Source organism: Aeribacillus sp. FSL M8-0254 (assembly GCF_038008845.1).
GTDB classification, from domain to species: domain Bacteria; phylum Bacillota; class Bacilli; order Bacillales; family Aeribacillaceae; genus Aeribacillus; species Aeribacillus composti.
Window position 1 is genome coordinate 1,363,041 of record NZ_JBBOZY010000001.1, and the last position, 20,262, is coordinate 1,383,302.

Consider the following 20,262-nt stretch of genomic DNA (forward strand, 5'->3'; position numbering starts at 1 on the left):
TTTTTATGAATAAAGTAAGCATATTCCTTTCTAGTCATCAGATGACCTGTTGACTAAAGATAAAAAAAGCGATAAAGTGAAAAGAAAAGGGTTATCTTAGTTGAAACTGTTTCACAAGACAGGGGGAGAAAATTGAAAGTTTCATTATTTGTCACATGTTTAGTGGATGTATTTAACGGTTCAGTAGGCAAAGCAACAGTTGAGCTTTTAGAAAGACTTGGATGCGAAGTAGAATTTCCGGAAAGCCAAATTTGCTGCGGACAGCCTGCCTATAACAGCGGATATGTTCAAGCGGCAAAAGAAGCGATGAAAAATATGATTCTCACCTTTGAACATGCCGATTATGTTGTCACACCTTCCGGATCATGTGCCACGATGTTTAAGGAATATCCGCACATTTTTGATGAAGATCCGGTTTGGAAAGAAAAGGCGCAAAAGCTTGCAAATAAGACGTATGAATTAACACAGTTTATTGTAGATGTTTTAAATTTGGAAGATGTGGGCGCAACATTAAAAGGAAAAGCAACCTATCATACATCATGTCATATGACCCGTCTTCTTGGAGTTCAGGAGGCACCATTTAAATTGCTGGCAAACGTGAAGGGGCTTGAATTGGTTCCGCTTCCAAATGCATATGATTGCTGCGGCTTTGGCGGAACGTTTTCCGTCAAAATGGAACAAATATCTGAACAAATGGTTGATGAAAAAGTCCGGCATATTGAGGAAACCGATGCCGACTATTTAATCGGGGCAGACTGCGGCTGCTTAATGAATATCGGGGGGAGAATAAGCCGGAAAAATAAACAAGTGAAGGTCATGCACATTGCTGAAGTGTTAAACAGTATCGAATAATGGAGGGGGGAAAGCAGGATGGCAATGAAAATTTCGGATCAGCCGTTTGATCAAAGGGTGCAAAAAAATATTGAAAACGATTTTATGAGAAATGCAGTCCAAGATGCTCAAGAAAGGCTGAGAAAAAGACGTCTGGAAGCTGCTGAAGAGCTTGGCAATTGGGAAGAATGGAGATCGCTCGGTGAACAAATCAGAAAGCATACATTGGAAAATTTGGACTATTATTTACACCAGTTAAGCGAAAATGTTGCAAAAAGAGGCGGACATGTTTTTTTTGCTCAAACAGCGGAGGAAGCGAACGATTACATCCAAAGTGTTATCAAGAAAAAAAAGGCTCGCAAAATTGTCAAATCGAAATCGATGGTGACGGAAGAAATTCATATGAATCAATGTTTGGAGGAAGCGGGCTGTGAAGTTATTGAAACGGATCTAGGCGAATATATATTGCAGATTGATGATCATGATCCGCCTTCGCACATTGTAGCCCCAGCCCTGCATAAAAATAAGGAGCAAATTCGAGATGTGTTTCAGCGAAAACTTGGGTATGAGAAAACAGAAAAGCCTGAGGAGCTTGCACTCCATGCGAGAAAAATGCTTAGGGAGGAATTTTTAACAGCGGATGTCGGCATCACAGGATGCAATTTTGCCATTGCCGAGTCTGGATCGTTTTGTTTAGTGACAAATGAGGGAAATGCCCGCATGGTGACGACCATTCCGAAAACACAAATAACTGTCATGGGGATGGAAAGAATAGTTCCAACATTCGAAGAACTTGATGTGCTTGTCAGTCTTTTGACAAGGAGTGCAGTCGGTCAAAAATTAACGAGCTATATAACGGTTTTAACTGGTCCGAAACAAAAAGAGGATGTTGACGGACCGGAAGAATTCCATTTGGTGATTGTTGATAACGGACGAAGCAAAATTTTAGGAACTGAATTCCAGCCTGTTCTTCAATGCATTCGTTGTGCAGCGTGCATTAACGTCTGTCCTGTATATCGGCATATAGGCGGCCACTCGTACGGATCGATTTACCCAGGTCCGATTGGCGCTGTATTGACGCCGCTTTTTGGCGGTTATGATGATTTTAAGGAGTTGCCTTATGCTTCCACACTATGTGCCGCTTGTACGGAAGCATGCCCCGTAAAAATTCCGCTTCATGAACTTCTCCATAAGCATCGGCAAGTAATTGTCGAGCGGGAAGGACGAGCGCCAATAAGCGAGAAGCTGGCGATGAAGGCATTTGGAATAGGAGCATCGAATCAAAAACTGTATCAGTGGGGAACAAAACTGGCGCCAGCAGCCCTCAAACCGTTTTCGAAAGACGGGAAAATTTCCAATGGACCAGGTCCTTTGAAAAATTGGACGTCCATACGTGATTTCCCGGCACCGGAAAAAAACAGCTTTCGCGAATGGTTTCACAATCGTAAAAAAGAAAGTGGTGATCGTTCATGAACGGAACGATTCAAAATCGAGATTCGTTTTTGCAGACGATAGCTCAAAGGTTAGGACGAAATCCCCGGAAGGAAGGGGTGGAACGGCCCAGCTGGTCATTTCACCCTCAAGAAAAAACACTTGCTGGTTATTCTTCCGACGAACTGGTTGATGCATTTATAAAACAATGTAAAAATGTTCATGTCGATGTATACAGAACGACTTCCAAATCATTGAAAAATACGCTGAAAGAGGCGATTGCTTTTTATGGAGGCGGTCCGATTGTGACGTGGGACGATCATCGGTTTGAAGCATTCGGGCTGATGCCTTTTTTATTGGAGGAATTGCCAAACGAAGGAACAGACGTGCATATATGGGATCCTGAGCTTGGAAAAGAAAATATTCAAATTGCGGAAAGTGCAAATATCGGAATTACGTTCAGCGATTATACACTGGCTGAATCCGGAACGGTTGTCTTGTTGAATGGGGGAGGGAAAGGAAGGGCGGTCAGCCTTTTGCCGACAACGTATATTTCCATTATTCCGAAAAGCACGATCCTCCCTAGAATGACACAGGCCGCCAGAAAATTTCATCAAATGGTGGAAAAAGGCGAAACGATTTCTTCCTGCATTAATTTTATTACAGGACCGAGCAATTCAGCGGATATTGAAATGAACTTAGTGGTTGGCGTACATGGGCCAATTAAAACAGCCTATCTCATTATTGAAGATTGCTGAATGGATTGACTAAAAAATTGAACATCTGGCGAAGTCCATCGAGGGGCCTCGCCAGATTTTTTTGGCAAATGTTCGAATTTTCCATACCCCGCTAGGACCTCTGACTTATGACTTGTTTTTAAAGTTAGAAAGTTTAGGAACTGCGACGCCTTTGAAGTTATTTCTCTAACTACTCTAGATTGTTGTTTCAGCATCTCGGACTGTAGAAAAGACCTATTTCTGAAAAGCTATTAGAAGCCGTTCTATTTATGTGATGTGACTGTCTGTGTGCGTCAGCCCCGGTCTTATAAGCCTTTTACTATTTTTTTTAGCATTGTCGCTCGAAGTTCAATGATTGGCTGTGCGATCGTTTTGACAAAGCGGCTCGACAGCAAGAATGTAACGACAATTGAAACAATGGCGAATACCGTGATGCTTTCTATTTCTGTAAGCCAGCTTTCAAGTTCGCTGTCTCTGAACGATTGAATGATAAATCCGTGCAATAAATAAACGTAAAAAGTTCTTGTGCCCCATTCAGTGAAAAATTGACGCTTTTTCGGTATTAACGAGAAAAATCCGAACGTCGTAATCAAAGTAAGAAAATAAAATCCGAGCCGCACCAGCCCTGAAAAGATATCCGTTTCGCCAAAAGCTGAATAAGGCATGGAACCGAACAGCCACTCATACTCAAAAGGCAAATAGAAATACGTCACAAATGTAAGCAACAGAGCACTTGCCCCTAAAGATCTTGCAGGCAGCTTCGTCATCATGGCAAAATGTTCTTTCTTTAAATAAAAACCTATTAAAAAAATAGGAAAAAAGACTAGTGTACGTGACAAGCTCAAATAGTTGCTGATGAAATCAAAATATCCAGCTGCAATACCGATAAAGAGCGAAAGTCCTAAAGCGACCAATTTATTCAATTTGGAAAACGGGATCAGCATGACGTTCCAGAAAAACAAACTTATTAAAAACCAGAGGGACCAGTGCGGATTCAAAGGATCAATTGAATGGAGCAGATTGTCGCCTTTAATCAAAACATAATAAACTGTATAGATGCCATGAAAAATGAAATATGGCAAAATGAGTTTTTTGGCTATTTTTTTAACGTATCCCTGTTTGTTAAACCCTTTGGCAAAAAAGCCGGAAATTAAAATGAACGCAGGCATATGAAACGTGTAAATAAATTTGTATATGTTCATCATAATGTAATTGTCTTCAATCATCGATCGAATAAAATGGCCGAACACGACAAGAAGAATTAATATAAACTTGGCGTTATCAAAGTAGCTGTTCCTCTCATTCATGTTATCACCTTCAAAAAAAGTTTCGATTTAAAATATAAGACAAATTCAACATTTTGTAAACAGTCGTACTGAAAGGTACATCGAATTGACTAAATTGACAGTGCATGAAGGATTCTAACGTAATTTGTAGAAAATGTAAATATATTGAGAGTGTTAAAATGAGAGGTGGGAAGTTTGAAGCAAAACATTGCAGCCATTGAAGAAGATTTGTTGGCAAAGCGTTTAAAAAAAGCGCAACAAGAAAATGAAAAATTAAAAAAATATTACGAAATTTTCGATCGATCAATAGATGCTATGGTGCTTTTAGATCATCACGGCAAGTTTTTTCAAGTAAATCAGTCAGCATGCCGCCTTTTTGAAATGGAAAAAGAAGTCATACTAGAGAAGTCAATAGATGATTTTGTAGCAGCTCTGCCAGGAAACGAATTTATAAAAAATTTTTCTGATCATGAAAAACAGCAATATGCGGAACTCATGTTAAAACTGGAAAACGGCCGAATCAAATATGTTGAATACAGCATCATTGAGAACATTTACGGCACATACAATCTTGCTATTTTTCGGGATGTTTCTTCGAAAAAAATTCTTGAACTGGAACGATCGATCAATGAACAGCTGTTTCCGGATTTATTTGACCGTGCTGTTGACGGCATTGTCATTTTTGATTACGAAGGATTTATTATAGATGCCAATCAATCATTTTGTACAAGCTTTTGCATTCCGAGTGATGAACTCAAAAACTATAAATTTTCAGATTTTATCGAAGATGAGAAAATGAAAAAATATTTTTATGAAGTATTGTTTGAAAAAGGAAAAATGAAAGGAGAAATGCCTGTCCGATTAAAAGACGGAACGCGAAAAATTTTTGAATTTACGACCACGTCAAACATTTTACAAGGATTTTACATGTCGATATTGCGCGATATTACAGAGAAGAGGCTTATGGAACAGCAAATTTTGAAGAGTGAAGAAAGGTTTAGAGAAATTTTTGAAAATGCTCTTGATGCCATCCTTATTTGGGATCATTTTGGAAATATTATACGCGCGAATCAATGGGCTTGTCGCATATTTGAACTCCCCTTTGATGAACTGTTGAAAAGCAATTTAATGCGATTTATCAATGCAAATGATCCAAAGTTTTTGCAGGTGAAAGATAAATATTTAAAATCCGGTGCCATCCGGGAAGAATTAATGTTTTACATGCCGAACGGACAAAAGAAGCAGCTCGAATTCACATCAAAATACAACCCGAAGGAAAAAACCCATATGACCATATTGCGAAATATCAGTGACCGGAAACGAATGGAAAAAGAATTGCGTGAAAGTGAACAAAAATTTCGGAATGTGTTTAACGGAGCGATGGACGGCATTCTTCTGTTTAATGATGATTGGGTGATTGTTGATGCCAATCCTGCTGCAATGCAAATTTTAGGATTAACACAAGACCAAATTGGACGTGATTGCATATTCCGATTTTTTCCCATTCATTTTAAAAGTGATTGGAAAATGGATGGGTTGACGAAAGAATTTGCGATTACGGTGAAAAATAAGCAGGAAAGAATTCTCGAATGTTCATTTAAACGCCACATTATTGAAAATATGAATTTAGTTATATTTCGCGATATCACTGAAAGAAAAGAAATCGAAGAGCGGCTGAGAAAATCGGACACTCTCAATGTTGTTGGGGAATTGGCAGCCGGAATAGCCCATGAAATCCGCAATCCAATGACAGCGTTAAAAGGATTTATCCAGCTTTTGCAAGGAAGCATAAAAGAAGATTATTCCATGTATTTCAATGTCATTACTTCTGAGCTGAAGCGAATTGAATCAATCATTGATGAATTTCTTATTTTGGCGAAGCCTCAAGCTGTTCGATTTGAACAAAAAAATATTGTGAAAATCATGAAAGATACGATAGAATTATTAAATGCACAGGCTATTCTAGTAAATGTGCAAATTCATTTAGACTATGGGGAAGTGCCGGATATATTTTGCGAACCCAATCAATTAAAACAAGTTTTTATTAACATAGTAAAAAATGCAATCGAAGTGATGCCAAATGGAGGCAATATTTATGTTTCGATCACAAAAGAAGATGATCACCGGGTTCAAATTTCCATTCAAGATGAAGGGCCAGGCATTCCAAAAAATAAACTGAAGCGGCTTGGGGAGCCGTTTTATACAACGAAAGAGCGGGGAACAGGTCTAGGTCTTATGGTAAGCTACAAAATTATTAAAGAGCACAATGGGAAAATTGATGTCAAAAGCAAAGTAGGGGATGGAACGACATTTTATATTTCGCTCCCTATCAATGGTCAAGAAGGTGTGTAGGATGTACTTTTTGCATACAATGAACAGCCCTATTGGAACGATCGGGATTATAGAGGAAAAGAATCGAATTGTCTCTTTGTTGATGGACGAGCAGGAGCTTACAGAGCTTCTGGCATCTTCAAAAGTTGTGGAACATAAAACGGATCTATTGGAAGAGGCAGCGAAACAGCTTAAGGAATATTTTCAAAGGAAACGAAAAATATTTTCCCTTCCCATTTTTCCAAAAGGCACTTCATTTCAGCAAAAAGTATGGAAAGAGTTGATGAACATTCCATACGGTGAAGCTAGAAGCTATCAATATGTTGCAGATGGGATCGGAAATCCGAAAGCTGTTCGGGCAGTTGGCCAAGCCAATAAAGCGAATCCTATCCCGATCATAATTCCTTGCCATCGGGTGATTGGCAAAAACGGAGCGCTTATAGGCTATGCAGGCAATCAAACGGATAAAAAAGCTTTTTTGCTGCAATTAGAGCAATGCAAAAATTGGGCATCATAGAACCTTTCAAAATGAAAAACTCTGCGATGCCTGCGCAGAGTTTTTTAAAAAATTTGCTGTTTATATGATGTAAATGCCGTGCCGGTTCTGCATGAGCATTTAAAAAAGCTTGGACGAAATCACTCAACAGCTGTATATGTGTAAAATCTTTCCTCTATAAAAATCATCCCGGTTTGTCTTTTTTATTCTTGTTTCAATTGCAATAGTCTCGTTTTTAAGTCTTTCTCGAGCTGCATTAGTTCTTGCTCAGCCTGCTGCCTTTTTAGACGTCCTTCCTGTTGGATCCTGAGCGTTTCTTCGATTGTTGAAATTAGGTCGTCCTGTGTTTTTTTCAACGTTTCAATATCGACGATGCCTCGTTCATTTTCCCTGGCTGTTTCAATTGTGTTTGCTTTCAGCATTTCTGCATTTTTCAAAAGCAGCTCGTTCGTCGTTTTCGTCACTTGTTTTTGGGCCTCCAGTGCTCCTTTTTGCCGATATAAGGTGAGAGCGATCGCAATTTGGTTTTTCCATAAAGGAATAGACGTCAAAATGGAGGATTGGATTTTTTCCGCTAATGTTTGATTCATATTTTGAATCATCCGGATTTGCGGAGCCGTTTGGATTGTAATTTGCCTAGATAGCTTTAAATCATGGATCCGTTTTTCCAACCGATCAGCAAATTGAAGCATGTCGTTTACTTCTTGAACCGCCATTTGATCTCCAGTTGTTTCCGCTTTTTTTTGCAATTCCGGTATTACTTTTGTATGGAGTTCCTCCAATTTTAATTCACCAGCAGCGATGTAAATGTTTAGCGCGTGAAAGTATTCCTTATTATGCTCATATAAACGATCGAGCAATTGAATATCGGACATCAGCGCTTTTTTTGAATTTTCCAGCCGGACTGTAATGCGTTCGATTTGTGCCCCGATTTTTTGGTATTTGGATAAAATTTCATTGATCGAACTAGATATTTTCTTGAAAAGACGAGAGAAGAAGTTTCGTTTTTCCGGTTTTAATTCTTCCGGGTTTACTTGTTCGAGTTTGCTCATCAGCTCTTTTAAAATATCGCCTATAGGCCCGATATCCTTTTTTTGAACATAGTCCAGCATTTCGTGGGAAAAACTGGAGAGCTTTTGCTGAGCGGAAGCCCCAAATTGGACGATCGAATGCCGGTTTTTGTAATCAATTTGAGCTGCCAGCTGTGCAGCCTTTGCTTTATGCTCCTGTGAGAGCATGTCGATAAATTTTTTCGGCTGTTCTTCTTCGCCGACTGCTAAAGGTGATGCGGGCTTATCTTCTTTTTCTCCAAATGGGTCCTTTAATAGATCATCTAATAGATCCAACTCTTTCTTTTCTTCCAACGTAATCACCTATCTTTCCATTTCGTTGTTTGTTTTTTCGCAACATTTAATTCAAATTGAAGATGGTCGATATCATTCGATAAAACGGTGATTAAATCTTTCTCCAATGATTCGCAAATTTGATTCAACATCTGTTTCGTTTCTTCCAATGATGATTTAACGTTCTGATCGCGGATCGGCTGGGCGGAAAGAAACGTATACTTTTCTGCAAGCTCCACGCAAGAATCTAAATGATAGAAAAAGAATGATTCGCCTTGATAGAAGCGTTTCGGCTCCTTTTCAACGACATGATATATACGTTTGGAAAGCCTGATTGCTTCGACTAGCTGCTGAATCGTTCCGAGCGATCGGGCTCTAAATAAGGTGCGCTGCAGTCGGGCAATTTTTTGTCTTGCTTCTTTTAAATTTTCCTGTACATATTTGTATTCACTGGCTGTCAATCCGTTTTGCTTCAGCCAATTTCTTTTTTGCAGCCATTTGGTGATATAATAGACGATAATACCGCCTGCAACAGCATACAAAGACGATTGAATGAAAGCTTGGTCAAATCCTAAAAACAAGGCAAACCAAAGAACAGACATCGAACAAACAGCAATAAAACTTCTTATGAAAAACAAGAATATCGATTTCATGATCCTACCCCTGTCAGCATTGTTTAATAAATTTACGAACAAACGGAAAGCAAGGTTTCGCTTTTTACTACAATTTTACTACAATTTAGAGAAAAAGTAGAATGATTTGTGAATCGGAATGGAACGAAACGTTTTTTCAAACGTAATAAAGTACAAAAATAAATAATGGAGGGAAATCCATGATTATTACAACAACCAATTCTTTGCAAGGAAAGGAAATTGAAGAATACTTGGGGATTGTCAGCGGTACAACCATTCTTGGGGCAAACATTGTCCGCGATTTTTTGGCAGGCATTACGGATATTGTCGGCGGCAGGAGCGGCGCATATGAAAGCAAGCTTTCAGAAGGAAGGGAAGTAGCTATTGAAGAAATGACAGCGAAAGCTAAAAATCTGGGAGCCAATGCTGTGATTGGAGTGGATCTTGACTTTGAAACATTACGAGATGGGATGATGATGGTTGTAGCAACTGGAACAGCTGTAAAAATCCGATAAAATTGCGCTGTTTTTTAGGCTTGTCATTGTGAGGATAGAAATAAGCGCAGCTTTTCTTAATGAAAGGAAAGAAATTTCCGACAATATTTTAAATAGAAAACAAGCATCTTATCATTGCTCAAATATTGTCCTTCGACCTATAAAACGGCAGCGGTTATTGAGGCAATAAGCTTTGGTCTGTTGTCAGCGAGTAAAAAAGAAGTCGAATTTTTTCTTTTAAAAAGGCTTTTGGATAAGCTTTTTATGACTGTATGAATGTTTTGACAATCCTCCTTACGTAAATATTAAAGAGGATTGTCAAATACTTGTGTAAAAATATTGTCTAAATTTGCGAATCTATTTACAAAAATAGTAGAATCTGTAATAATAACCGAGTGCGTGTCTTTAGACCGCGAGATTTGGAAGGAGGATATGAGAAATGGCAACGGAAGAAGAGCTGGGCAAAGAAAAGCTGTTCATAGAAATCATAATAAAAAGGCAAAAAATGATTGAGATGGCTCAAGTAAACGGTATGAACAGCAAAGAGACGATTGAGCTGAGCCAAGAACTGGACAAGCTTTTAAACAAATACCAGCAAATGGTAAGCAGCGATGAGAAAAATCAATCGATTTTCCACCCTATGAAATGGACATTAACAAATCCTTTTGTTGCAACGGTTGAAAAATAAAGAAAACACATATTTGACAAGCTTAAAAAAGTTCAGTCAGCACAACCATAAATAAAATTCCGAAAATAAAAGAATATGTCGAAGTCAATTCATGACCATCGCCGTGGCTTTCCGGAATCAATTCTTTATAAATGATAAAAAGCATTGCTCCTGCAGCAAAAGCAAGACCGTAAGAAACTAAAGATTCAACAAATGTTGTTAAATAAAACCCTATTAGAGATGTGACAATCTCGATCGCTCCTGTCAACGTTGCAATGAAAAAGGCTTTGATGCGGGAAATGTTCTGATTGATTAAAAAAAGCGCAACTAATAAGCCTTCTGGTGCATTTTGCAGCCCGATTGCAAGAGCAATTAGATGACCTAAATCTTGTTTCTCTGAGGCATAACTTACTCCGACAGATAGACCCTCGGGGAGATTATGTAAGGTGATTGCCGAGATAATGAGCAATGCTTTTTCGTCAAATTGTATTCCTTCTTTTGTATGCTCCAGTTCAATGTGAGGAATATTTTTCTCTAAAATTGTTAATATAAGCACTCCAAGTATTAATCCGATGCACATTTTCATTATATTTCCGTTTGCTAATGCTTCAGGTATCAACCCCCTCATGGAAGCAGCCATCATAATTCCAGCGCTGAATGCTAATAATAAATCTCTTCCTCTATGTTTAATCGTTTTTTGCAAAAAAAGAATCGGGACAGCCCCTAAACTTGTAGACATTGCTGATAAAAAACTCCCAATATATACGTCGTACATAAAATCGTACCCCTTTTCAGAAAAAATAAATTTTGATAATAATGTTTTATAATAGATTTGTTATTTTATCAATAGAAGGAGATTTTATATGAAAGAAGCGCTCTTGTTCATTGTTGAATTGATTAATGATTTTCATGACAATATTATCCATTTAGTAGAAATGGCTGGTTTTCAATTAACAGATAAACAGCTGCATTTTTGGATCATCGGCATTTTCGGCATGGTTATCTTTTTCATTACACATGTGGTATTTAAATATATAGCAAAATTCGGCATTTTATGTATATCGTTTATTTATACAATGACCGTACTAGTTGTCATAGTGTTTGCCATTGAGATTCAACAAAAAATAACGAATAGAGGAAATATGGAATTTGAAGATATAGTGCAAGGACTATGGGGATTTCTCGCTCTGTTCTTCGCTTTTTTGAGCATTTATATCGTTTATAAAGGTGCAGTAAAAATAATGGGAAAAACACGTTCTCAAAAAGGAAGAAAAGGAAAAAGCGGAAGCCGCATGTCAAGATATCATTCATCATAAGAAAATGATTGGCTACGACTCAGTATTTTTTAGCCCCGATCCTCTAATCGGTTTTTGATTCAAAAATAGATAAAAGAAGGTAGAAACCGTCGCTTTCATCGGTTTCTACCAATCCTGCATCAAATGCATCATCAAGCATTTTTAGATGCGGCTTACATTAGAACAAGAAGGCTATTTTTCGCCTAGTTACGAATCACATCGAGCTTCAGCTTTTATTTGATAGCGGCAGCTTTATCGTCACGGTTGTGCCGACATTCAATTTGCTTTCAATCTCAATGGTGCCGCCATACATATCGACAATGCGTTTGCATATTGCCAGTCCAAGTCCGGTGCCGCTGTCTTTCATCGTAAAAAATGGGTCAAAAATTTTTTCCATCATTTTTTCAGGAATCCCCTTCCCTGTATCGATCACTTTGATAACTGCAAGATTTGCTTCTTTTTTGACAATCAATTCTAAAGATCCGTTCATGTCCATTGCTTCTAAAGCATTTTTCGTTAAATTTAACAAAGCTTGTTTAATATGATTTTTTGTACAATAAATCCGAATAGGATTATGCCGATCCATATGAACTTGAAAATTTGTTCGATGGAGATTGATTTCCGATTTAATGATCGGCATGACTTCGTCGATAATCTGATTTAAGTCGTACAGTTTGTGTTTATGAGCGGTTGGTTTTCCGAGAACGAGAAATTCGCTCACAATTTCATTGATTCGGTCGATCTCTTTTTCAATGACGGAAAAATAATGCTGATCTTCTTCTGACTGATATTTTTTCTTTAACAGTTGAATAAAACCGCTAATTCCAGTTAAAGGATTTCGGATTTCATGCGCTGTGCTGGCAGCGAGAGTACCGACCAGTTCAAGCTTTTGCGCTTTAATTTTTTCTTCTTCCAATCTTGCTTTACGTTTCAGCAAATAATATTGGATCAACAAAAAAATAATATTAAAAAAAATGTATACAATGGCGGCATAAGTTAAAACAACTTGAGAGATTTCCAACGGCTTGACCGGAGCGATCGACGCTTTCAGCACCCATGGAAGCTGGGTAATATCAGTTTGAACAGATTTTTCGGAAGCGTCCTTTTCTTTTTCGCCTGCACTGAAAAGAAAGTTGTTCTTCGTGTCGCTCACCACGATATATAAATCTGGGCTCAGTACATTCATAATATTTTGTATATAGTTTATGCTTAATGTGGCGTATAAAACGCCATTTACATCTTTTTGCTGATTTACAATCGGGGTGCAGATCGTGATAAGCTTTTTATCGTGAACTTCTGAAATAGCAGTCTTTTTTGTTGCGAGTGCAGATTGAAAACATTTTTCCGAAGAGATGTCATGATGTAATGAAACGGGTTGAGTGCCGATTTTTATTGTTCCGTCTGCATTTGCGATATAAAGGCCGGTAAAGCGGGGTTCTTGTTGTAGGGTTTCTTTTAGAGCTCTTTGAATTTGGTTTGGATTATTTTCTTGATCTATGAATAACGCCATTGTTTCCATTCTCGTTTTTGTTTCCGAGATTAAGCGGTCAATTTGACTTTGATGAATGTCTAGCATATATACGGCTTCTTTTTCATGTTTCGAAAAGAGAATATTTTTTTGTTTTTCCCATATGATAAACGAAATCAGAAAAGTGGGCAGGATTACGATCAAAATGTAAAGCAAAACCTTATGGCGATGTGTTAAGTCCAGCATTTCTTTAAACTCCTTCTTTTTCATCAACCTTTTTATTATAGCATGATCTTTTGAAAGAAGATCGGGGTTAAAAAAAGTTTTTTTATTCTGAAATTTTCTATGCAGTGATTGACAATAATGAGAAGTTTCACTATTATAATTCAAGACATTGAAATACTAAAGGAATGATGAAAGTTGGCTAAGGAAAACAGCAGTATTGAAAAATCTCTAAAATTTTTTATCGTTCTTTCACGTGCTTATCGCGCAATGAATGATCAAGTTAGCAAGCACATTCAATCATATGGATTAAACTTAACGGAATTTGCCGTTTTAGAGCTTTTGTATCATAAAGGAGATCAGCCACTTCAACAAATCGGCGGAAAAATTCTTTTAGCTAGCGGCAGCATTACGTATGTTATTGATAAATTAGAGCAAAAAGGGCTGTTAGTTCGAAAAGCATGCCCTAAAGACCGCCGTGTCACATATGCGGCAATAACGGAAAAGGGGAGAAAATGGATTGAAGAAATCTTTCCTTCTCATCAAGAGATGATTGATTCGATCGTGAATATTTTGACAGAAGATGAGAAGGAAACAGCGATTAATCTATTAAAAAAAGTAGGGTACCATGCGAAAGAAAAATGAAAGCGGAACCGGCTTAATTCGGCTCCGCTTTTTTATTGTTTGGAAGAATTAGAATTTCCACCCGTCTGTTTTTTTGTCTTCCTTCTGCTGTATCATTGGAAGCAACGGGTTTGTATTCGCCGTATCCTTTCGCACTGAACTTGCTTGGGTCGAGATTTTTGTTTTCTAAAATAATTTTCATCACATTTACGGCTCTCATAACACTTAAATGCCAGTTTGAATCAAAGTTTGAATTATGAATCGGTACATTGTCTGTATGTCCGCTGATAACCACGTTGCGGGTACTGTCCATGGCGAGCATTTTGGCAATGTCAGTAGCCAAAATTTCATCTTTTTTTCTCACTTTGGCGCTGCCCGAATCAAACAATATATCGTCCCGAATCGTGATTAACAAACCCTCTTCGTTTAGTGATGTTTTAATATTGTTTTTCAAGTTGTTTTCTTCAATGTATTGATTAAACCGATTTTGAACTTCCGCTAATTCCTCTTGATCGCTGTTTCCCGATTCATCATTGTCATGAGGCTCATTTTGCACTTTTCCATTTTGCTTGTTTTCTTCGATGTTTTCCATTTCTTGTTGTGGTAGAGGGCTCGGATATTCTAAAACGCTTATGCCTCCGTCAAAATTGGAATTGAAAGCTCTTGCTAAACGTTCAAATTTTTGGGCATCTATGGAACTGAGAGCAAATAGAACGATAAAGAGCGCAAGCAAAAGGGTTAAAATATCGGCATAGGGAATAAGCCAGCTTTCATCTGTATGATGATCATTGCGGTTTTTTTTTCTGCTACGCATCGGACGCAACACTTCCTTCATCAGAAATCTTTGCCCGCTCTTTTTCAGGAAGATAAAATGCCAATTTTTGCTGAATCGTCCGCGGTGCCTGTCCTTCTAAAATGGATAGAATGCCTTCGATCATCACCTGGCGGACGAGCACCTCCTGCTGAGACTTCCGTTTCAGTTTGTTCGCAAACGGGTGCCATAAAACATATCCTGTAAAAATTCCGAGCAAAGTAGCAACGAACGCGGCGCTGATCGATTGTCCGAGCTCCTCAATATTTTCCAAATTGGCTAGTGCGGCAATCAAACCTAATACAGCTCCTAATACGCCAAGAGTCGGAGCATACGTGCCGGCCTGAGAAAAAATGGCGGCGCCTGCTTCATGCCGCTCTTCCATTGCATTGATTTCTTCTGTCATAACATCTCGGATGAACTCGGCAGACTGACCGTCCACAGCCATGCTTAAACCGGTCTTTAAAAATGGGTCATCTATTTCCTGAAGCTTAGCTTCCAGCGCCAACAATCCTTCTTTCCTTGCGATTTGCGCCCATTCAGAGAAAAGGACAATCAACTCTTGAATCGTATAAGTTTGTGTGTCTTTAAATAAGACGCGGAATAATTTCGGTATTCTTTTAATTTCATTTGTCGGAAAGGCAATAACGACCGCAGCAATCGTTCCGATGATAATAATGACGATAGCTGCCGGATTGATTAAAACGGAAATACTGACACCTTTTAAAACCATGCCGACAATAATTGCCATAATTCCTAAAAAAATGCCGATAATAGATGTTTTGTCCATGTTCATCAAATCCTTCTTCTTTCTATATTCAATTATTATATCGACAAAGAAAGACGAAAATTTTATATTTGATAAAAAAATAAACGACACATTCATCGGAATCGATTTTTGCGATGCTGCTCCCAAATAAAAAAACTGCCCTAATGGACTGTTAGGGCAGCTGTTATGAACGAATAACAATTTCTTCATTTTCTACGTCGGCGATTAAATGATTGTGCACTTCACCGTCCAACAGGATGTCTGCAATTTTGTCTTCAATATGTTCTTGAATGACGCGGCGAAGCGGACGAGCGCCGAACGATGGATGATAGCCGATTTCTACCAATTTTTCTTTTGCTTTTTCTGTTACGTCCAATGAAATGTTTTGTTCTTTCAACGTGTTCCGAACTTCTTCAAGCATCAAATCAACTATTTTCAAATAATCTTCTTTATCAAGCGGTTTAAATTCAATAATGGCATCGAAACGGTTTAAAAATTCAGGCTTAAAGAATGAACCGAGAGATTCAAGGATGCTTGATTCTTTTTCCACCGTGCTGTTAAAACCGACGTGAACTTGTTTTGCACCTGCTCCAGCGTTAGAGGTCATAATAATGACCGTATCTTTGAAGCTGACGGTGCGGCCTTGGCTGTCTGTCAAGCGTCCGTCTTCTAATATTTGCAAGAAAATGTGCTGTACATCTGGATGAGCTTTTTCAATTTCATCCAGCAGGATAATGCAGTAAGGGTTGCGACGAACCTTTTCCGTTAATTGTCCTGCTTCTTCATGTCCGACATAGCCTGGAGGCGAGCCGATTAATTTTGAAACAGAATGTTTTTCCATATATTCACTCATATCCAAGCGAATCATGGCATCTTTTGAACCGAACAGCTCCAAAGCTAATGTTTTCGACAATTCCGTTTTTCCAACGCCAGTCGGGCCGACGAACAGGAAGGATCCGATTGGTCGGTTTTTTGCTTTCAATCCAGCGCGGCTGCGGCGAATGGCTTTTGCCACTTTCCGGACAGCATCCTCTTGGCCGATAATTTTTTTCGCCAAGTTTTCTTCTAAATGTTTCATTTTTGCTTGCTCATCCTCTTGCAGCTTGCCGACTGGTATGCCGGTTTTTTCTTCGATGATTTTTTGAATGTCTTCTACTTGAACGATTGCTTGCTGTTTGTCCTTTCCTTGTTCAAGCTGCTTTTCAAGGGCAGCTTCTTCGTCGCGAAGCTTAGCTGCAAGTTCGTATCGTTCTTCCTTTAGCGCTTTTTCTTTTTCATGGGCAATTTGTTTAAGCCGCTCGTGGATGTCTGCTTCATTAGCCGGCTCGGCTTTTAAGTTTAATCTTGAACCAGCTTCATCCATTAAATCGATGGCTTTGTCAGGCAAAAAGCGGTCTTGAATATATCGATGAGATAGTGTGACGCAAGCTTTAATCGCATCTTCTGAATATTTGACTTGATGGTATTGTTCATATTTTTCTTGAATTCCTTTTAAAATGCTGATCGCTTCTTCAATGGAAGGTTCTTTCACAATAACCGGCTGGAAGCGTCGTTCAAGGGCTGTATCTTTTTCGATTTGCCGGTATTCTTTTAGAGTTGTTGCTCCGACAACTTGAAGCTCACCGCGGGCGAGCGCTGGCTTTAATATGTTGCCGGCATCCATAGAACCTTCCGCAGAACCGGCGCCGACTAAAAGATGAATTTCATCGATAAACAGGATGATGTTTTTCCGGGCTTGCAATTCTTGAATTAGCTGCTTCATCCGCTGTTCAAATTGTCCGCGAATTCCCGTGTTGGCGACAAGTGATGAAACATCCAGCAAATAAACTTCTTTATTTTTTAATTTTTGCGGAACGTCTCCTTGAGAAATTTTTAAGGCTAGTCCTTCCACAATAGCTGTTTTCCCTACGCCTGGTTCTCCGATTAAAACCGGGTTATTTTTGTTGCGTCGATTTAAAATTTCAATCACTCGTCTTACCTCATCATCGCGGCCGATGACAGGATCAATCAACCCAGCTTTTGCAGCATCCGTTAAATTTCGGCCGAATTGATCGAGGAAGCCGTTCTGTTTTCCGCCCCCTGATTTCGGTTGTGCTTGAACAGCTTGGTCAAAGCTCTCAAAAGAGTTTGGCATAAATGATTGAAATAATTCATCGAAACCGCTGAATCCGTAAAAACCACTTGGGATTTTTTGTTTATATTGTTGATAGCATTCTTGACAGAGACGCATTTCTTGTTTGTTGTGATTGATTTGTACATTTAATAAAACATTGGCTTTTCTTGTTTGGCAATTTTCACACAACATATAGCATTCCTCCTTTTTGACTTTGATTAACTTTGACTAAAAGAAGAAACTTCTTTGACTTTCTTTGACCTTTTGGAATCAAAGAGACAATCTCAATCATTCAATAGTTAGATTCACTGTTTGACCTTTTCTGACTTTATTATACTTTGACCTTTTTTGACTTTCAAGTCTTTTTTATAAATTTTTTTCGTCTTTTTTTCCCTTCTTGTCCATATATTGTTGATAAAGTAAGGTGGGTGAAACATGAGCAATAAATGGGTATTGGCACTTCAAATAGCTTCTGTCTATATCGGCACTGTCATCGGTGCAGGGTTTGCAACGGGAAAAGAGATCGTTGAGTTTTTTTCAAAATACGGCGCCGGAGGAATTGTTGGAATTATTTGTTCTGCCGTTTTATTTGTTTGGCTGGGAACGAAAATGATGTTGATCGGAAGACGAATTAATGCATCTTCGTATTTGCAGTTGAACCAATTTTTGTTTGGGACGTTGTCAGCTTATGTAGTCAACGGCTTGATGTTTATGATGCTGATTGGCATCACATCGGTCATGCTGTCGGGGGCGGGGGCGATTTTTGAAGAGCAACTGTCGCTTTCAAAGCAATTTGGAATTTTTTTAACGATTGTGCTTTCCATTGCTGTGATTTCGTTTGGAGTCAAAGGGCTGTCTTCCGTCAATCTATTGGTTGTTCCGCTTTTTATTTTGTTTAGCCTGATCATCTCCATTGAAGCCATCATAAGGGGTGATTTTATCGATTTATCGTTGGATGGAGTGTTTCAACCAGTCAAATCAAGCTTTTTATATGTTTCTTTTAATCTCTCTCTTGCTCAGGCTGTACTTGTTCCGCTCGCAAACGAAATAAAGGATGAAAGCGCCATTAAATTGGGCGGAGTTGTAGGCGGTCTCGGATTAAGCTTCATTTTATTTTCCAGCTATTTCTCCCTTCTGCATTTGCCGGACGCCGGGCTTTTTGAAATCCCAATGGCTGAAATTGTCAAGCAGCTGTTTTCAGGCTTTTATTACATATACATCCTTGTTATTTTTGGAGAAATATTTTCATCGTTGATCGGCAATCTGTATGGTTTGGAACGGCAATTATCATCGGAAAAGCCTTTGGCAAAAATCGCTGGTGTCATTTTCATCCTATTATTATGTTATTTAGTCAGCCTGATAGGATACGGAAAGCTCATTTCCACGCTTTATCCGCTGTTCGGGTATATGAGCATTGCCTTTTTCATATTATTAATGTTCAAAAAAATTCCAGACGATAACAAATCATGATAAAATAGTAGGGAAATGAAGGAGGAGTTTATTTGGATAAAATCGCGGTCATTTCTGATATACATGGGAATATTCCGGCGTTGTCGTCTGTATTGAAAGATATAAGCTTGCGAAATGTAGATCGAATTTTTTGTTTAGGGGATCTTGTCGGAAAAGGACCTGAATCAAAAGAAGCGATCGATATCATCCGCAGCTCCTGCGATTTTGTTTTAAAAGGAAACTGGGACGAGCTGATTACAAGGGAAGATGTAAACGATGTCGTTCGCTGGCATCAAAATCAGTTGTCGCAAAAAGACATAGAATATTTGCGTAGCCTCCCGTTTTCCATTGATTTTTATATGAGCGGCCGCCGGCTGCGGCTTTTTCATGCATCCCCTTTCAGCGTCTGGATAAGGGTACAGCCTTGGGATTCGATTGAAAAAAGATTGTCCATGTTTGAAAACAGCGTTGAAACCGGTTTGGGAACGAAGGAGCCGGATGTTGTCGGATACGGTGATGTTCATAATGCCTTTATACAGCATTTATCCGGCAAAACGCTTTTTAATGCAGGCAGTGTCGGTAATCCGCTGGACCTGCCCGAAGCATCCTACTGCATTTTGGAAGGCATGTTCAACTCGGAGAAAAGGGCTCCTTTTTCGATTCAGCACATACGTGTTCCATATGATATTGACCTTGCCATTCAATTAGCTAGAAAAAAAGAAATGCCGGAACTAAAAGAGTATATTCAGGAATTAACGACCTCACGCTACAGAGGCTTGGAAAAGGCATGATGCGGAGGTATAAGTAAAATTATTGTAGGCAAAAATTAGCGCCTTCATTTAATGAGAACTCTGATTGCTCATTAAATGAAAGGGAAAGTGTGGCAGTAATATGAGAAAGTGCGGCTGCTCCTGGTAGAATGATCATGGACTACATTTAGAGGATACAAAATTGCCCACAAACGCTCGGCTCAATCCTGCTTTTTAAAAAAAGAAGATTTTTTTACCAAAAGAGTACCCTGAAAAAAGTGATTTCGCTATCAAAAAATAGGGATTAAAAAAGTTGCCCACAAAGTCTTGAGTGACTCCAGTTGGAGCATGCCGTTTGCATAAACAATTCTGTATGATATAATAAGATACAACTTGAATAAAAATCCGTTTCGAAAAAAACGGGAGAGGTTCTAGCACACCCTCTATAAAAAACTAAGGAAAACTATATCCTTGGGATATAGTTTTTTCAATGTTTGCGAAAGGTTTAGAAGTT

The 20,262-nt window shown here is 38.7% G+C and carries 19 protein-coding genes and 1 riboswitch; of the genes, 11 read left to right on the top strand and 8 right to left on the bottom strand.

Annotated features, from left to right (window positions below):
• Positions 1-132: 132 nt before the first annotated feature.
• The 3 genes from NSQ44_RS06660 to NSQ44_RS06670 are packed head-to-tail and all read left to right on the top strand — an operon-like array spanning position 133 to position 3,020.
• Positions 133-852, top strand: a complete 720-nt coding sequence (locus tag NSQ44_RS06660; protein ID WP_063389374.1) for a (Fe-S)-binding protein — start codon at positions 133-135, stop codon at positions 850-852.
• A gap of 18 nt (positions 853-870) precedes the next feature.
• The gene (locus NSQ44_RS06665; RefSeq protein ID WP_063389373.1) at positions 871-2,304 is read left to right on the top strand and encodes a LutB/LldF family L-lactate oxidation iron-sulfur protein; all 1,434 of its coding nucleotides are present in this window, start codon (positions 871-873) and stop codon (positions 2,302-2,304) included.
• A complete protein-coding gene (locus tag NSQ44_RS06670) occupies positions 2,301-3,020 on the top strand; it encodes a LutC/YkgG family protein (RefSeq protein WP_340856107.1) in 720 nt (239 codons plus the stop codon). Before NSQ44_RS06665 ends, NSQ44_RS06670 begins: the two co-directional genes overlap by 4 nt.
• A gap of 284 nt (positions 3,021-3,304) precedes the next feature.
• Here NSQ44_RS06670 and NSQ44_RS06675 read toward each other — a convergent pair whose 3' ends face one another.
• Positions 3,305-4,306 (bottom strand): acyltransferase family protein, encoded by a 1,002-nt coding sequence (locus NSQ44_RS06675; protein ID WP_340856109.1) that lies wholly within the window; start codon positions 4,304-4,306, stop codon positions 3,305-3,307.
• Positions 4,307-4,480: 174 nt separating this feature from the next.
• Here NSQ44_RS06675 and NSQ44_RS06680 point away from each other — a divergent pair, with 174 nt between their 5' ends.
• Positions 4,481-6,637, top strand: coding sequence for a PAS domain S-box protein (locus tag NSQ44_RS06680; RefSeq protein WP_340856111.1), 2,157 nt, complete (start codon positions 4,481-4,483; stop codon positions 6,635-6,637).
• Between the two features lies 1 nt (position 6,638).
• A complete protein-coding gene (locus tag NSQ44_RS06685; RefSeq protein WP_340856113.1) occupies positions 6,639-7,133 on the top strand; it encodes a methylated-DNA--[protein]-cysteine S-methyltransferase in 495 nt (164 codons plus the stop codon).
• Between the two features lie 182 nt (positions 7,134-7,315).
• On the opposite strand, the gene NSQ44_RS06690 is transcribed toward NSQ44_RS06685, so the two are convergent.
• Both NSQ44_RS06690 and NSQ44_RS06695 read right to left on the bottom strand, forming a co-directional pair.
• Positions 7,316-8,476, bottom strand: a complete 1,161-nt coding sequence (locus tag NSQ44_RS06690; protein WP_340856115.1) for a toxic anion resistance protein — start codon at positions 8,474-8,476, stop codon at positions 7,316-7,318.
• Between the two features lie 5 nt (positions 8,477-8,481).
• Positions 8,482-9,108 (bottom strand): 5-bromo-4-chloroindolyl phosphate hydrolysis family protein, encoded by a 627-nt coding sequence (locus NSQ44_RS06695; protein ID WP_094245530.1) that lies wholly within the window; start codon positions 9,106-9,108, stop codon positions 8,482-8,484.
• Positions 9,109-9,287: 179 nt separating this feature from the next.
• Here NSQ44_RS06695 and NSQ44_RS06700 point away from each other — a divergent pair, with 179 nt between their 5' ends.
• Positions 9,288-9,602, top strand: coding sequence for a YbjQ family protein (locus tag NSQ44_RS06700; protein WP_094245531.1), 315 nt, complete (start codon positions 9,288-9,290; stop codon positions 9,600-9,602).
• Positions 9,603-10,020: 418 nt separating this feature from the next.
• On the top strand, positions 10,021-10,269 hold the full coding sequence (locus NSQ44_RS06705; RefSeq protein ID WP_340856118.1) for an aspartyl-phosphate phosphatase Spo0E family protein: 249 nt from the start codon (positions 10,021-10,023) through the stop codon (positions 10,267-10,269).
• 22 nt (positions 10,270-10,291) lie between these two features.
• On the opposite strand, the gene NSQ44_RS06710 is transcribed toward NSQ44_RS06705, so the two are convergent.
• Positions 10,292-11,023 carry a ZIP family metal transporter gene (locus tag NSQ44_RS06710; protein WP_340856120.1) on the bottom strand — a complete coding sequence of 244 codons (732 nt, stop codon included), beginning with the start codon at positions 11,021-11,023 and terminating at the stop codon, positions 10,292-10,294.
• Between the two features lie 88 nt (positions 11,024-11,111).
• Here NSQ44_RS06710 and NSQ44_RS06715 point away from each other — a divergent pair, with 88 nt between their 5' ends.
• The gene (locus NSQ44_RS06715) at positions 11,112-11,564 is read left to right on the top strand and encodes a hypothetical protein (protein ID WP_094245532.1); all 453 of its coding nucleotides are present in this window, start codon (positions 11,112-11,114) and stop codon (positions 11,562-11,564) included.
• A gap of 205 nt (positions 11,565-11,769) precedes the next feature.
• On the opposite strand, the gene NSQ44_RS06720 is transcribed toward NSQ44_RS06715, so the two are convergent.
• Positions 11,770-13,257, bottom strand: a complete 1,488-nt coding sequence (locus tag NSQ44_RS06720) for an ATP-binding protein (protein ID WP_340856122.1) — start codon at positions 13,255-13,257, stop codon at positions 11,770-11,772.
• 174 nt (positions 13,258-13,431) lie between these two features.
• Between NSQ44_RS06720 and NSQ44_RS06725 the strand changes: the two genes are divergently transcribed.
• The gene (locus NSQ44_RS06725; protein ID WP_063389362.1) at positions 13,432-13,878 is read left to right on the top strand and encodes a MarR family winged helix-turn-helix transcriptional regulator; all 447 of its coding nucleotides are present in this window, start codon (positions 13,432-13,434) and stop codon (positions 13,876-13,878) included.
• Between the two features lie 13 nt (positions 13,879-13,891).
• Here the strand turns inward: NSQ44_RS06725 and motB are convergent, their stop codons facing one another.
• The 3 genes from motB to NSQ44_RS06740 form a co-directional block, all read right to left on the bottom strand.
• A complete protein-coding gene (motB, locus tag NSQ44_RS06730) occupies positions 13,892-14,671 on the bottom strand; it encodes a flagellar motor protein MotB (protein ID WP_340856124.1) in 780 nt (259 codons plus the stop codon).
• Positions 14,664-15,458, bottom strand: a complete 795-nt coding sequence (gene motA / locus NSQ44_RS06735) for a flagellar motor stator protein MotA (protein ID WP_340856126.1) — start codon at positions 15,456-15,458, stop codon at positions 14,664-14,666. The genes motB and motA overlap by 8 nt, the downstream gene beginning before the upstream one ends.
• Positions 15,459-15,621: 163 nt before the next feature.
• Positions 15,622-17,742 (bottom strand): ATP-dependent Clp protease ATP-binding subunit, encoded by a 2,121-nt coding sequence (locus tag NSQ44_RS06740; protein ID WP_340856128.1) that lies wholly within the window; start codon positions 17,740-17,742, stop codon positions 15,622-15,624.
• Between the two features lie 243 nt (positions 17,743-17,985).
• Here NSQ44_RS06740 and NSQ44_RS06745 point away from each other — a divergent pair, with 243 nt between their 5' ends.
• Both NSQ44_RS06745 and NSQ44_RS06750 read left to right on the top strand, forming a co-directional pair.
• Positions 17,986-19,020, top strand: a complete 1,035-nt coding sequence (locus tag NSQ44_RS06745) for a YkvI family membrane protein (protein ID WP_340856131.1) — start codon at positions 17,986-17,988, stop codon at positions 19,018-19,020.
• A 32-nt stretch (positions 19,021-19,052) separates the two neighbouring features.
• Positions 19,053-19,790, top strand: coding sequence for a metallophosphoesterase family protein (locus tag NSQ44_RS06750; protein ID WP_340856135.1), 738 nt, complete (start codon positions 19,053-19,055; stop codon positions 19,788-19,790).
• Positions 19,791-20,167: 377 nt separating this feature from the next.
• Positions 20,168-20,211: riboswitch (PreQ1 riboswitch) on the top strand.
• Positions 20,212-20,262 lie beyond the last annotated feature (51 nt).

Coding starts and splice junctions, on each gene's coding strand:
- NSQ44_RS06715 (WP_094245532.1), top strand. CDS start 11,112: ATGAAAGAAGCGCTCTTGTTCATTGTTGAATTGATTAATGATTTTCAT.
- NSQ44_RS06740 (WP_340856128.1), bottom strand. CDS start 17,742: ATGTTGTGTGAAAATTGCCAAACAAGAAAAGCCAATGTTTTATTAAAT.
- NSQ44_RS06720 (WP_340856122.1), bottom strand. CDS start 13,257: ATGCTGGACTTAACACATCGCCATAAGGTTTTGCTTTACATTTTGATC.
- NSQ44_RS06705 (WP_340856118.1), top strand. CDS start 10,021: ATGGCAACGGAAGAAGAGCTGGGCAAAGAAAAGCTGTTCATAGAAATC.
- NSQ44_RS06700 (WP_094245531.1), top strand. CDS start 9,288: ATGATTATTACAACAACCAATTCTTTGCAAGGAAAGGAAATTGAAGAA.
- NSQ44_RS06710 (WP_340856120.1), bottom strand. CDS start 11,023: ATGTACGACGTATATATTGGGAGTTTTTTATCAGCAATGTCTACAAGT.
- motA (WP_340856126.1), bottom strand. CDS start 15,458: ATGGACAAAACATCTATTATCGGCATTTTTTTAGGAATTATGGCAATT.
- NSQ44_RS06685 (WP_340856113.1), top strand. CDS start 6,639: ATGTACTTTTTGCATACAATGAACAGCCCTATTGGAACGATCGGGATT.
- motB (WP_340856124.1), bottom strand. CDS start 14,671: ATGCGTAGCAGAAAAAAAAACCGCAATGATCATCATACAGATGAAAGC.
- NSQ44_RS06670 (WP_340856107.1), top strand. CDS start 2,301: ATGAACGGAACGATTCAAAATCGAGATTCGTTTTTGCAGACGATAGCT.
- NSQ44_RS06675 (WP_340856109.1), bottom strand. CDS start 4,306: ATGAATGAGAGGAACAGCTACTTTGATAACGCCAAGTTTATATTAATT.
- NSQ44_RS06665 (WP_063389373.1), top strand. CDS start 871: ATGGCAATGAAAATTTCGGATCAGCCGTTTGATCAAAGGGTGCAAAAA.
- NSQ44_RS06695 (WP_094245530.1), bottom strand. CDS start 9,108: ATGAAATCGATATTCTTGTTTTTCATAAGAAGTTTTATTGCTGTTTGT.
- NSQ44_RS06745 (WP_340856131.1), top strand. CDS start 17,986: ATGAGCAATAAATGGGTATTGGCACTTCAAATAGCTTCTGTCTATATC.